This window comes from Pseudomonas sp. S07E 245 (assembly GCF_019599025.1).
Classification (GTDB): Bacteria; Pseudomonadota; Gammaproteobacteria; order Pseudomonadales; family Pseudomonadaceae; genus Aquipseudomonas; species Aquipseudomonas shirazensis.
Map to the genome: position 1 here is coordinate 5,215,340 of NZ_CP080625.1, position 12,978 is coordinate 5,228,317.

A 12,978-nucleotide genomic window follows, 5' to 3' on the forward strand; every position below is an offset into this window, starting at 1 on the left:
TCTCGAAATAAGCGGTGCAAAGAACCAATCGCCAAGGGTATCGCTAATCGGCGCCTTGTGCGCACCATCCACACGCGAATGTCTGGCCGATGCGCTGTTCGCGCTCGGCGGCCTCGAGCACCCAGGGGCGTGCTTGCCAGGGTGGTTGATGGCGCAGGTGCTGGGTATGCCCGCACGTCAGCTCGACCACCCAGTGGCCCTGATCATCCTGATGAAAACCGCTGACCCGACTGACGGGGCGGGCATCGCCTGCAGTGCGTTCGCAATCGGGCGATGCGTTGGTTACACTTGTCCGCTCTACATTCTTTTGCAAAAGGTCTCGCCCCCATGCCGATCGCCGCCAACAAGGCCGTCTCCATCGACTATACCCTGACCAACGACGCCGGGGAGGTGATTGACAGCTCCTCTGGCGGCGCGCCGCTGGTTTACCTGCACGGTTCCGGCAACATCATCCCAGGCTTGGAAAAAGCCCTGGAAGGTAAAGACGTCGGCGAAGAACTTAACGTTACCATCGAGCCGGAAGACGCCTACGGCGAATACCTGGCCGAGCTGGTCAGCACTCTCAACCGCAGCATGTTCGAAGGTGTCGACGTGCTCGAAGTCGGCATGCAGTTCCACGCTTCGGCGCCGGACGGCCAGATGCAGATCGTCACCATCCGTGACCTGGACGGCGACGACGTAACTGTCGACGGCAACCACCCACTGGCCGGTCAGCGCCTGACCTTCCAGGTCAAGGTCGTTGCGGTCCGTGATGCCAGCGAAGAAGAAGTTGCCCATGGCCACGTCCATGGCGAAGGCGGCCATCAGCACTGATATCTGCGCTAAGCTCAGACAGTCGCCAGGCGCTCGGGCAAGCCGTACTTGCCCTCCATCGGAGGGTTGACGGTTGGCCCGCGCGCCTTTTTAGTGGGCGCCGTTTGCTCCAGCGACAATCAAAACGCAGGAAAGGGGAGTCATCATGAGTGCATTTCACGAGCTGACGTTGCATGCGTTGGACGGCGAGGATCTACCCCTTGCGCCGTTCAAGGGCCAGGTGGTGCTGGTGGTCAATGTGGCCTCCAAGTGTGGCCTGACCCCGCAGTACGCCTCGCTTGAATCGCTGCACCAGCTGTACAAGGCCAAGGGCTTCAGCGTGCTCGGCTTGCCGTGCAACCAGTTCGCCGGCCAGGAGCCGGGCAGCGAGCGTGAAATTCAGGAATTCTGCAGCCTCAACTACGGGGTGAGTTTTCCGCTGAGCAGTAAGCTTGAAGTCAATGGTCCTCAGCGCCACTCGCTGTATCGGCTGCTGGCGGGCGAGGGTGCCGAGTATCCGGGCGATATCAGCTGGAATTTCGAAAAGTTTCTGGTGGGCAAGGACGGCCGCGTGCTGGCTCGCTTCGCCCCGCGTACTGCACCGGATGACCCTGCACTGGTGCAGGCGATCGAAAAAGCCTTGGCTTAACGGCGCTGTTGCGAGCGGCCGGGGCTGGCTAACCGGCCCAGCGCGGGCAACGGCAGCGGCGCTCTGGCGCTGGTTGCGTCGCAGGCCTGCTGCCAGGCATCGCACAAATACCCTTCGAACTGCTCGATGATGGCTGGCCAACCTTGGCGGCTGGCATGCTGTCGCGCATTCAGGCGAACCCGGCGCAGGGTTTCGCTTTCCTCCAGTAACCAGCACGCTGCATCGATGAACCCGATCTGATCCCCGGGCATAGCCACGGCCCCGCTGTGCCCATGACGCACGTGCTGAGCCGCTGCGGCTTGATCATACGCGACCACGGCCAGGCCTGAGGCCATGGCCTCGAGGACGACGTTGCCAAACGTCTCGGTCAGGCTTGGGAACAGGAACACATCGCCGCTGGCGTAGTGCTCGGCAAGGTGTTGGCCACGCTGCGCGCCGCAGAACACCGCGTCTGGCAGTTGCTGCTCGAGGCTGGCCCGCTGTGGGCCGTCGCCAACCATTATCAGGCGCAGGCGCTGTTGTGGATAGCGCTGCTGGAGGGCTTGCAGGCACGGCTTGAGCAGGTTCAGGTTTTTTTCTGCAGCCAGCCGGCCGACATACATTATCGCCAGGTCTTGCTCGGCCAGGCCCCATGCTTCACGCAGCATCTGGCTGCGGCGGGCGGGATTGAACAGGCAGGCATCGACTCCGCGTGCGAGCAAGGCCAGTTGGGTAAAACCGCGTCGTTCGAGATCCACCCGTTGGCTGATGCTTGGCACCAGCGTTACCGCGCTGCGCCGGTGGAACCAGCGCAGGTAGTGGGTCAGCAGCCGGGCCAGCAGGCCAAGCCCGTACTGGCCTGCATACTGCGGGAAATTGGTGTGAAAGCCGCTGACCACGGCAATCTTCAAACGGCGTGCGGCGCGCAGCGCACTCAGCCCCAACGGGCCCTCGGTGGCGATATAGATCACATCTGGCCGCTGCCTGCGCCAGCGCCGCAGCAGCTTGTGCAGGGAAATACCGCCCCATTGCAGGTCGGGGTAACCCGGCAGCGGCCAGCCTTTGCACAGCAGCAGGTCAGCATCGTCAAGGCGCAGTGGATCGTGGGCCTGGCGCGGGCGCACCAGCTCAACGCTGTGGCCGCGCTCGCGCAGACCATCACTGAACCGGCCGAGGGTATTGGCCACGCCATTGACTTCAGGGGCAAATGTCTCACTGACAAAGGTGATGCGCAGGCTTGGAGTGTTCATGACAGAAGTTTCCGCCTGCCCGATTGCGTTCCCATGACCACTTTATGACCGGCAAGTGACGCCTGGTTGCGCAATGCCTAGTGCGCTGAATATTTCCCCGCAGGCCGCTCAAGAACGCCCATATATCTGCCGATGCAGATGGATTCGGATGGCCGGTGCGCTCCAGGAGTGCGGTAATGTTCAACAGCAAGCTCAAGAAAGAAAACCAGCAACTGCGCGAGGACTTGATGTCCATGGAGCAGGTCAAGGACAGCCTCGACAGCGAAATGCTGGTGCTGCAGCTCGATCCGCAGGGGCGCATCGAAACGGTCAACGCCAACTTTGAGCGTGAAATGTTCTATCGCGCTGACCAGTTGCTCGGCCGCAGCCTTGAAGAGATCGTTCCGGCGCACGTCAAGAAACTCGATTTCTATGAGCGCATGAAAGCCGCCATCAGCACCGGCGCCCACCTCAATGGCGCTTTCCGCCTACTGCGTGGCAATGGCGAAGAGGCGTGGCTGCGCTCGATACTGCAGCCGGTGCGCGATTTCGAGGGCCGCATCAAGTACTTCACGCTGCACTCCAGCGACCTGACCCGGACCATTGCCAGTTCGCGTGAGCACGAGAGCCTGATCAATGCACTGATGCGCTCAACGGCTGTCATCGAATTCAGCCTCGATGGCCATGTACTGACCGCCAACGAGCGCTTCCTGCAGACCATGGGCTATCGCCTGGAGCAGGTCAAAGGCAAGCATCACCGCCTGTTCTGCGAGCCTGAAGAAGCCAACTCAGCCGGTTACCAGGTGTTCTGGGACAAGCTGCGCCGTGGCGAGTTTGTCGCTGACCGGTTCAAGCGGGTAGATGCCAATGGCCGCGTGGTGTGGCTCGAAGCGTCCTACAACCCAATCATCGACGCCCACGACGTGCTCTACAAAGTGGTCAAGTTCGCCACAGTGATTACCGACCAGGTCAACCAGGAGCAGGCTGTCGCCCAGGCAGCCGATATCGCCTACAGCACCTCGCTTGGTACCGATGCCAGCGCCTGCAAGGCCAATGATGTGGTGACTCAGACCGTCAGCGTGATGCGCGGCCTGGAAGCCTCGATGCAGCAGGCTGCCGAAGGTATTCAGGCGCTGGATACCCAGTCACGGGTGATTGGCTCGATTATCAAGACCATCAGCGATATTGCCGGGCAGACCAACCTGCTGGCGCTCAACGCCGCCATCGAAGCGGCCCGCGCCGGTGAGCAGGGTAGGGGCTTTGCCGTGGTCGCCGATGAAGTACGCCAGTTGGCTTCGCGCACCAGCACCGCCACCGAAGAGATCGCCCGGGTCGTGCAGCAGAACGAGCAGTTGGCGTTGGCCGCGGTGGCTATCATCGACACCAGCAAGCGCCAGGCCGAGCAGGGCCTGAGCCTGGCCGGCGAGACTGGCGCGGTGATAACCGAGATTCAGGATGGCGCCAAGCGCGTGGTCGAAGTGGTGGGGCAGTTTTCCAGCCAGTTGGGTTCTTGAGCCTTGCTCTGGGGCCGTGCACCGGCCCCAGAGCCGATCAGCTGCGCTCGCGCACCCAGAACAACGTCGCCCCGGCCACCGCTGCCGGCATCATCACGATGTTGACGAATGGGATCATCAGCGCCAGGTAGGTGATGCCGCCAAAGCCCATGCTCTGCCAGCGCTTCTGGCGTAGCCAGGCGAGCATGTCCTGCCAGCTCATCTTGTTGTTGTCGGCCGGATAGTCGATGTACTGGATGGCCATCATCCACACGCCGAAAATCAGCCACAGTGGTGCGGCAATGACGTTCACCACCGGAATGAACGAGAGAATGAACAGCGCCAGTGCGCGCGGCAAGAAGTAGCCCAGCTTGCGCATTTCGCGGCTCAAGGTGCGCGGCACCATGGCGATCAGCTCGCCCCAGCTGAACGGCGGGAAGGTGTCCTGGCCGCGCACCACCACTTCGACCTTTTCTGCCAGAAAGCCGTTGAACGGCGCCGCGACAATGTTGGCTACAAGAGTGAAGGTGAAGAACACCATCAGCACTACCAGCGCCACGAACAGCGGCCAGATGATGTAGGTGAGAAAGCTCAGCCACTCCGGCAGAGTCGGCATCAGCGTGTCGACCCACAGGCTGAACTGATGCGCGGCCAGGTACACCAGACCACCGAACAGCAGCAGATTGATCGCCAGCGGCAGCAGCACGAACAGGCGCAGGCCGGGGGTCAGGATCAGCTTGAGGCCTTCACGCAGGTAGTGCGGGCCGGATAGAACAGGGGCTTGCATGGAGACGCTCCGCAGAAGGTAAACGCGCTGACCTTACCGAGTTTGCTGGCATGACGGAAGCCGGCTGAGCAGCGCGCAACCGGCTGTAACAAAACCTCGCGGGACCTCTCTATCGATTTTGCTGGTGGATAGAGCGTGTCTATAAGGTGGATTGTCTGAGGATATTTCCTTAATCTCTGCGACCTCGCTACAGTGCGCTCAACTTTAAAGGTTTCGGACTTGCGCGTTATAGCCTTCCCCAAGTGCTGCGTGGGTCCATTTTATTTCCAGCCGCCGCCGGCGCTTTGCAGCCGAACCCGTGCGGCCCGCTCGACAGGAGTTCGACATGTCTGAAGTACGTCATTCGCGGGTGATCATTCTCGGTTCCGGCCCTGCCGGCTACAGCGCTGCGGTCTACGCTGCGCGTGCCAACCTCAAGCCGCTGTTGATTACCGGCATGCAGGCCGGTGGCCAGCTGACCACCACCACCGAAGTCGACAACTGGCCGGGCGACCCCCATGGCCTGACCGGCCCAGCGCTGATGCAGCGTATGCAAGAGCACGCCGAGCGCTTCGAGACCGAGATCGTCTTCGACCACATCAACGCGGTTGACCTGGCCAACAAGCCGTTCACCCTGCAGGGCGACAGCGGCACCTACACCTGCGACGCGCTGATCGTCGCCACCGGTGCCAGTGCGCGTTACCTGGGCCTGCCGTCGGAAGAAGCGTTCATGGGCAAGGGCGTGTCTGCCTGCGCAACCTGCGACGGCTTCTTCTACCGCAACAAGCCGGTAGCGGTCGTCGGCGGCGGCAACACTGCCGTTGAAGAGGCGCTGTACCTGGCCAACATCGCCAGCAAGGTGACCCTGGTGCATCGCCGCGAAACCTTCCGCGCCGAGAAGATCCTGGTCGACAAGCTCAACGCGCGGGTTGCCGAAGGCAAGATCGAGCTCAAGCTCAACGCCACCCTCGACGAAGTGCTGGGCGACAACATGGGCGTGACCGGGGCGCGCCTGAAAAACAACGACGGCAGCAGCGACGAGATCACCGTTGACGGCGTGTTCATCGCGATCGGTCACACCCCGAACACATCGCTGTTCGAAGGCCAGCTGACCTTGAAGGACGGCTACCTGGTGGTCAGCGGCAGCCGTGAAGGCAACGCCACTGCAACCAACGTAGAAGGCGTGTTCGCAGCCGGCGACGTGGCCGACCACGTTTACCGTCAGGCGATCACCTCGGCGGGTGCTGGCTGCATGGCTGCACTGGACGTCGAGCGGTACCTGGACGGCCTGGCCAACGCTTCGTTCTAAGCCGCCAGCGTCAAAACGCGGGGCAACGGGCACGGTTCGCAACCGGCGCCCATTGCCCCGCGTTGCGTTTACAGGCTCAAGCGCATCGACAGGTCGACCGCTTTGACGTCCTTGGTCATTCCGCCGATCGAGATGTAGTCGACCCCGGTCTCGGCGATCACCCGCAGGGTGCTTTCATTGACACCGCCGCTGGCCTCGAGCTTGGCCTTGCCGGCATTGATCCGCACCGCTTCGCGCATTTCATCCAAACTCAGCTCGTCAAGCATGACGATATCGGCCCCGGCCGCCAGCGCCTGGCGCAGTTCATCCAGACTCTCCACTTCGACCTCGACCGGCTTGCCCGGCGCGATGCGGTGCGCTGCAGCTACTGCTTCGGCAACGCCACCGCTGGCGGCGATGTGGTTTTCCTTGATCAGAAACGCGTCATACAGGCCGATGCGGTGGTTGTGGCATCCGCCACAGGTCACCGCGTACTTCTGCGCCAGGCGCAGGCCGGGTAGGGTCTTGCGGGTATCGAGCAAGCGCACCTGGGTGCCTTCGACCAGGTCCGCGAGGAACCGCGCCCGGGTGGCCACGCCTGACAGCAGCTGGAGGAAGTTAAGCGCTGAACGTTCGCCGGTCAGCAGCGAGCGGGCTGGGCCTTCGAGGTGAAACAGCGGCTGGTTGGCCTTGGCCAGGTCGCCATCGACCACTTGCCAGTGCACCGCGACCCGCGGATCGAGCTGGCGAAACACCGCATCGACCCAGGCACTGCCGGCCACCACGCAGTCTTCGCGGGTGATGATGGTGGCCTTGGCCAGGCGCTCGGCCGGGATCAGTTGTGCGGTGATATCGCCATTGCCGACGTCCTCGAGCAACGCGCGGCGCACGTTGGCTTCGATTTCGGCAGTCAGGTCGGCGAGGCGTAGGTTCGGCATGGTCGGCTCCACAAGCTAGATGCCGGCGATTATAGGGCAGGGGGGCGGTGTGTACAGTCATGCCGCTGATGACCTTTGGTCAGAACAGGGGAGCATTTCGTCTGATTAGTGGTCTTTTCACCGGGACATGCACTACGTGCTGGCAGCTGTAAGACTTTTTGTCGATAATAGCGTCCAGTATTTGGCGTCATGGCTTTGACGATTTCCTGCAAGGAGTTAGGGATGCATACAGAAGGCAAGGTGGTGCCCTTGGTGGCGGCCGCCGACAGAGGTGCGCGCGTGCCCTCGCTAAGCCTTCCGATCGTGCTCCTGCAGGTACGGGACAAGGCTGTCCTGCAATTGCGCCAAGGCCTGCAGGCGTTGTTCGACAATGCTGACGACAGGCTGTTCGAGATGGCCGACCGCGCCGGTGAGCGGGTCGATCAGAACCTCTACTTCGAAGCGATGCGCGACCTGCGGCTGAAGCGCAAGAGTATCGAGCGGGAGTTTCTCGATGCGTTCTATGACGCCTTCGCCCGTATCGGCCAGGCCGAGCGCGTACCTTATCTGGCGATTACCGAATCGCTGCGCAACGCTGCTCAACCGGAGCGGGCGGCGGCCATCGAGGGCATGCTGGCGCGGGTGTTGTCGCGTGATGGCTTTGCCCTTGATCAGCTGGGCTTGCGCTTCCAGGCGCTGCTGGAGATGCCCCTTGAACTGCGCCGCAATCCATTGGGCCCGGAGTGCCTGTGCGGGTTCTTTCTGGACGCCGGGCGTAGCCTGGGAGTTGGCCCGCAGGTCAAGCTGATCCTGCTCAAGCTGTTCGAACGCTATGTGCTGCGTGATCTTGATCTGCTGTACGGCGAAGCCAATCAACTGCTCGCTGCAGCCGGCATCCTGCCCGAACTGATGCCCGCGCCGCGGCGCCGCGCCGAAGACCGGCCGCTGACCCACCTGCACAGCGCTGACTGTCACGCCCAGGCCGATCCGGCCGACGGCGACAGTACTGGCCAGGACTTCTTCGCCAGCCTGCAACCGCTGCTGGCGCCTGCTCGCGGGCGTTTCGCGCCGCGCCTGCAGAGCGTGGCAACTGCCGAGCCAATCAATACCGCCGATCTGCTGCGGCTGCTGTCGCATTTGCAGCACTACGTGCCCGGCGTGGCTGATGCCGACGACTTCAACCTGAGCCAGCAGCTGGAACAGTTGCTGCTGCGGGTCGGCGTACGCAGCGGCAGCCGCCGGCGGATCGGCAACTACGACGAAGATGTGATCAACCTGGTCGGCTTGCTCTTCGACTTTATCCAGACTGACGACAACCTGCCGAGCAACCTGCGCGAACTGCTCGCGCGTCTGCATATTCCGCTGCTGAAAGTGGCCATGCTCGACAGGGGGCTGTTCAGCCGCGCCAACCACCCGGCGCGGCGCTTGCTCGACGAGATTGCCGCCGCGGCGCTGGGCTGGGAGGCTGACGAACAGGTCTCGCGTGGCGGGCCGCAGCAGCGAGTCGAGCGCATCGTCCAGCGTTTGCTCAACGATTACGCTGAAGATCCGCAGTTGTTCGCCGAGCTGCTCGAGGATTTTCTCGCCTTCAATCAGGATGAGCGCCGTCGCAACGAACTGCTCGAGCAGCGCACCCGCGATGCCGAGGAGGGTCGGGCGCGCACCGTGCAGGCGCGACGGCGCGTGCAGCAGGAACTGAACCTGCGCCTGCACGGGCGGGTGCTGCCGCAGACGCTGGTGCAGATGCTGGTGCAGTCCTGGAGCCAGGTGCTGTTGCTGGCATGGCTCAAGCATGGCGAAGCCTCACCGGCCTGGCGCCAGGGGCTGGCGACCATGGACAGCTTGCTTGCCAGCATCAGTGCGCATCGCAGTGCCGAGGCCTGTGCGCAGTTGCTCGAACAGGTGCCGGGGCTGCTCAAGGCGTTGCGTGATGGGTTGGCCAGTGTCGCCCAGGACTCGACCGCGGCTCGGGAGTTCTTCGCCGAGCTTGAGCAGTTGCACCTGCGGGCGTGTGGTGATGTGAGCCAACTTGATCAAGGGGCGCTGATCAGTGAGGTGTTGGTGGCTGATGAGATTGTTCTCGCCGTCGCTGACGAGACTACCTGTGATGCGCCTTTTGACGACAGCAGCGAATATGCTCGGCAAGTTCGCCAGTTGCGTGTTGGTAGCTGGTTGGAAGTGCTTGAAGAAGCCGGCCCGCTGCGCTGCAAGCTGGTGGTCAGGATCGATAGCTGCGATCGGTTGGTGTTTACCAGTCGGACCGGGATCAAGGTGCGTGAATGGAGTCGCGGTGGGTTGGCGTTGGCGCTGGCCAATGGGGATGTGCGGGTGCTTGATGATGGGCCTCTGTTTGAACGTGCGCTTGATGCGGCGTTGCAGCAGTTGCGTGGGTCGCTGACGCACAGTCATTGAGCAAGGCCGCACAGCGGCCCTAGCTATCTTGAGTGCCGGTCTCATGGCTGGCTCATTCATCGGATTAAAGCCCCCTCGGATGCGCAAGACGAAACAAATTGGCTAGATAACCGAATCACCCTGCCGGACCACTAGGGCATACTGAACGCCCCTGGTTGATGATATTCAGGATCTGCCCGATGCAACTGGACCCCGCGACCGGCTGGTTTGCCGGCGTCACTCACTGCCCTTCGCCAAACTTCAACGAACGCCCTGCGGGCGAGGCTATCTCGTTGCTGGTGATCCACAACATCAGCCTGCCTCCGGCATGCTTCGGCACCGGCAAGGTGCAGCAGTTCTTCCAGAACCAGCTCGACCCGACCGAGCATCCTTATTTTCAAGACATCTGCCATCTGACCGTCTCCGCTCACCTGTTCGTCGAGCGTGACGGTGGCATTACCCAGTTCGTCTCGTTGCTTGACCGTGCCTGGCATGCTGGCGTGTCGCGCTTCGATGGGCGGGAAGGCTGCAATGACTTTTCCATCGGCATTGAACTGGAAGGCACCGACGAAATGCCTTACAGCGATGCTCAGTACGCGACCCTGGCGCGCCTTACGCAACAGATATGTGCGGCCTGGCCGGCGATCGATGTGCAGCGCATTCGCGGGCATGACGAGATCGCGCCGGGGCGCAAGACCGACCCCGGCGCCGCCTTTGACTGGCCGCGTTATCGCGCCGACTTGCTGAACAATGAGGGACAACCATGAGTTTTCTGGTGTTGGTGCTGGTGCTGTGGGTCGAGAAGTTTTCGGCGCTGCGTCAGCGTTTGCAACGTGACGGCTTTTTTCTAGGCGAGCTGGCCCGGCTTGAGCGCAGTGGCAAACAACAGCCCTGGTGGCAGTTGGCGGTTCTGGTACTGGCGCCGGTCGCGCTGCTTGTTTTGCTGCTGCATGTGCTCGAGCCGGTGGCGTACGGCCTGCTGGCATTGCCGGTGCACTTGCTGGTGTTGATCTACAGTCTAGGCCGCGGTGATGCCAAGGCAGCGTTGGGGCCATTGCGCGATGCCTGGCACCGGGGGGATGAGCAGGCGGCGCTGCATGTCGCTGAGCGTGACCTGGGCATGCAGGCCGATGATGCGCCGAGTTTGCTGGTGAAGGTGCAGGGGTATCTGTTGTGGCACGCCTACCAGAGTTTCTTTGCGGTGATCTTCTGGTACTTCCTGCTCGGGCCTGGCGCGGCATTGGCCTATCGGCTGCTGGTGCTGTGCAGCGAGTACAGCGGACAGCCCGCGCTTAAAGCCAGGGCCGAGCAGCTGCGGCATGTCATGGATTGGCTGCCAGTGCGGGTGCTGACCCTGAGCTTTGCCCTGGTCGGCAACTTCGTCGCGGTGATGCGGGTAATGCTGCACGAGTTGCTCAATTGGCGTATCAGCGCTGCGCTGCTGGTAACTCGGGTTGGGCGTGCCGCTGACGACATCCCCGAACAGGAAGACAGCCAGTTGGGCCTGGCCCGTCTGGACAGCTTGTGGGAGTTGCTGCTGCGCTCGGCAGTGCTCTGGTATGCAGCGTTCGCCCTGTGGACGGTGTTGCTGTAAGCGCTGCGCTACCAGCCAAACAGCTCACAGGCTGTGCGGCTGGACGCGGCCGCCAGCTGCTCCGGGGCGACGCCCATCAACTCGGCCAGCACCTGAGCGATCTGCGGTAAGTGCTCGGGGCTGTTACGCAGGCCTGGGTACATTGCCGGCGCCATGTCCGGCGCATCTGTCTCCAGTACCACGCTTTCCAGCGGTAAGCGTGCCACGGTCTTGCGCAGGCGTAGCGCTTGCGGCCAGGTCGCCGCGCCGCCCAAGCCCAGCTTGAAGCCGAGCTTGATGTATTCGCGGGCCTCTTCGAAGCTGCCGGCAAAGGCGTGGATGATGCCAGCCCGTTGCAAGCGATAACGCTTGAGCGTGGCGATCACCTGGGCATGGCTGCGGCGTACGTGCAGCAGCGCCGGTAGGTCGAAGTCGCAGGCGATCTGCAATTGCGCTTCAAACAAAGCCTGTTGTTCGGCAGGGTCGAGCTCCGGCAGGTAGTAGTCCAGGCCGATCTCGCCCACCGCACATAGGCGCGGGTCGCCGCGCAGGCGCTCGAACCAGTTGCGCAGTTCCAGCAGATGTTCAGGCCGATGCTGGGCCAGAAACACCGGATGCAGACCTAGCGCGGCATACACACGCGGGTCGCTGCAAGCCAGTTGCCAGACCCGCTGCAGGTTATCTGCCGTCACTCCCAGCACCACCACCCGTTCCACGCCGCTCGCTGCGGCATTACCCAAAACATGCTCGCGGTCGGCGTCGAACTCTGGGAAGTCCAGATGGCTGTGGGTATCGATCAGGCGCATGGTCAGGTCGGCTGAATACGTTGCTTGAAGGTTCGCGGTACCGCGTGCACACCCGGCTGGTAGCGCTTCTGTTCGATGGCCGCCAGGGCCAGCTCCAGCGCGGCGGCGGCGATCAGCCCGTGCTGCTGGGCCATGGCATTGACTGGCAGCGGCAGGAAATCGAGCAATTGGTTGTCACCAAAGGTGCCCAACTGCAGCTGGCCTGATTCGGCCGGGCGGGCCTGGAGGGCGTCGAACACCCCTTGCAGCAGGACATAGGAGGTGGTCACCAGCGCATCCGGCAAGCCGCCATGCTCGGCAATCAATTGCTCCATCAAGCGCTGGCCGCACTCGCGGCTGAACGCTTCGCCCTGGTAGCGGCGGATCTCCCCGGTGAACTGCTGCAGGGCTTGATCGAAGCCGCCGGCCCGGGCCTGGCTGACCGACAGTTCTGGGCGTGCACCGATCAGGGCAATGCTGCGCGGGGCGGTTGCCAGCAGACTGCGGGCGAGTTGCTGGCTGGCATCGCGATCGTCGCTGATGACCGAGCAGAAGTGCGTAGGGTCAAGGCCACGGTCGATGGCAATTACCGGCAGGCCTTTGTCTTGCAGGGCGCGGTAGCTATCGTCCTCACCTGGCAAGCAACTGGCGACGAACAGCGCATCGCAGCGCCGGGCCCGGAACAGCTGCTGCAGTTGCCGCTCGATGTCCGGCTGGTCGTCGCTGCTGGCGATCAGCAGTTGGTAGCCACGCGCGCGGGCCGCCTGTTCGAGTTGCTTGGCAATGCGTGCATAGCTGGGGTTCTCCAGATCCGGGAGAATGAAGCCCAACGTGCGCGTGTGCCGGCTGCGCAGACCCGCCGCCTGGGGGTTTGGCGTGAAACCATGGGCGTCGACAACCGCCTGGACACGCTCGACGGTGGCGCTGCTGATACGCTGCTGTTCGGCCTTGCCGTTGATGACATAGCTGGCGGTGGTGACTGAAACACCTGCCAGACGGGCGATATCACTGAGTTTCACCGAATTTTCCTTGTTATTTCCGGGACTGGCTGTGGCACCTGATTGGGTAGTTTGACCCAGCCTCAAGCCTGCGCGCAGGCGACCATTGTCGCAATTG

Annotated in this window: 11 protein-coding genes and 3 pseudogenes; 8 read left to right on the top strand and 6 right to left on the bottom strand. The window is 62.7% G+C overall.

Annotation, left to right across the window (positions count from 1 at the left end; genetic code table 11):
• Window positions 1–43: 43 nt before the first annotated feature.
• A pseudogene (locus K3F44_RS24010) lies at window positions 44–359 on the bottom strand (DUF3565 domain-containing protein).
• On the opposite strand from K3F44_RS24010, the gene K3F44_RS24015 reads away from it, so the two are divergent.
• Window positions 328–813 carry a peptidylprolyl isomerase gene (locus K3F44_RS24015; protein WP_101316570.1) on the top strand — a complete coding sequence of 162 codons (486 nt, stop codon included), beginning with the start codon at window positions 328–330 and terminating at the stop codon, window positions 811–813. The pseudogene K3F44_RS24010 and the gene K3F44_RS24015 sit on opposite strands and share 32 nt — an antisense overlap.
• Before the next feature lie 145 nt (window positions 814–958).
• Complete coding sequence (locus tag K3F44_RS24020) at window positions 959–1,441, top strand: glutathione peroxidase (RefSeq protein ID WP_101316572.1); 483 nt, start codon at window positions 959–961, stop codon at window positions 1,439–1,441.
• Here K3F44_RS24020 and K3F44_RS24025 read toward each other — a convergent pair.
• On the bottom strand, window positions 1,438–2,670 hold the full coding sequence (locus tag K3F44_RS24025) for a glycosyltransferase family 1 protein (protein ID WP_220633098.1): 1,233 nt from the start codon (window positions 2,668–2,670) through the stop codon (window positions 1,438–1,440). The two genes, K3F44_RS24020 and K3F44_RS24025, sit on opposite strands and share 4 nt — an antisense overlap.
• Before the next feature lie 266 nt (window positions 2,671–2,936).
• On the opposite strand from K3F44_RS24025, the pseudogene K3F44_RS25230 reads away from it, so the two are divergent.
• Window positions 2,937–3,623 (top strand): annotated as a pseudogene (locus tag K3F44_RS25230) (PAS domain-containing protein); the annotation flags it as partial.
• A 135-nt stretch (window positions 3,624–3,758) separates the two neighbouring features.
• Window positions 3,759–4,163, top strand: a pseudogene (locus tag K3F44_RS25235) (methyl-accepting chemotaxis protein); the annotation flags it as partial.
• Between the two features lie 37 nt (window positions 4,164–4,200).
• On the opposite strand, the gene cysZ reads toward K3F44_RS25235, so the two are convergent.
• Window positions 4,201–4,929, bottom strand: a complete 729-nt coding sequence (gene cysZ / locus K3F44_RS24035) for a sulfate transporter CysZ (protein WP_150570072.1) — start codon at window positions 4,927–4,929, stop codon at window positions 4,201–4,203.
• 325 nt (window positions 4,930–5,254) lie between these two features.
• On the opposite strand from cysZ, the gene trxB reads away from it, so the two are divergent.
• A complete protein-coding gene (gene trxB, locus K3F44_RS24040) occupies window positions 5,255–6,217 on the top strand; it encodes a thioredoxin-disulfide reductase (protein ID WP_101316581.1) in 963 nt (320 codons plus the stop codon).
• Between the two features lie 68 nt (window positions 6,218–6,285).
• Here the strand turns inward: trxB and nadC are convergent, their stop codons facing one another.
• Window positions 6,286–7,134: a carboxylating nicotinate-nucleotide diphosphorylase gene (gene nadC, locus K3F44_RS24045; RefSeq protein ID WP_220633099.1), complete on the bottom strand. Its 849-nt coding sequence runs from the start codon at window positions 7,132–7,134 to the stop codon at window positions 6,286–6,288.
• Window positions 7,135–7,356: 222 nt separating this feature from the next.
• Between nadC and K3F44_RS24050 the strand changes: the two genes are divergently transcribed.
• The 3 genes from K3F44_RS24050 to ampE all read left to right on the top strand — a co-directional run bounded on the left by K3F44_RS24050 (window position 7,357) and on the right by ampE (window position 11,098).
• Window positions 7,357–9,525: a DUF1631 domain-containing protein gene (locus tag K3F44_RS24050; RefSeq protein ID WP_220633100.1), complete on the top strand. Its 2,169-nt coding sequence runs from the start codon at window positions 7,357–7,359 to the stop codon at window positions 9,523–9,525.
• Between the two features lie 179 nt (window positions 9,526–9,704).
• Entirely contained in the window at window positions 9,705–10,271 is a 567-nt protein-coding gene (gene ampD, locus K3F44_RS24055) for a 1,6-anhydro-N-acetylmuramyl-L-alanine amidase AmpD (protein ID WP_220633101.1), read from the top strand.
• Entirely contained in the window at window positions 10,268–11,098 is an 831-nt protein-coding gene (gene ampE / locus K3F44_RS24060) for a regulatory signaling modulator protein AmpE (protein WP_101316589.1), read from the top strand. The genes ampD and ampE overlap by 4 nt, the downstream gene beginning before the upstream one ends.
• 8 nt (window positions 11,099–11,106) lie before the next feature.
• On the opposite strand, the gene K3F44_RS24065 is transcribed toward ampE, so the two are convergent.
• The gene (locus K3F44_RS24065) at window positions 11,107–11,883 is read right to left on the bottom strand and encodes a TatD family hydrolase (RefSeq protein ID WP_150570075.1); all 777 of its coding nucleotides are present in this window, start codon (window positions 11,881–11,883) and stop codon (window positions 11,107–11,109) included.
• A 2-nt stretch (window positions 11,884–11,885) separates the two neighbouring features.
• Window positions 11,886–12,881 carry a catabolite repressor/activator gene (gene cra, locus K3F44_RS24070; protein WP_150570076.1) on the bottom strand — a complete coding sequence of 332 codons (996 nt, stop codon included), beginning with the start codon at window positions 12,879–12,881 and terminating at the stop codon, window positions 11,886–11,888.
• Window positions 12,882–12,978: the final 97 nt, after the last annotated feature.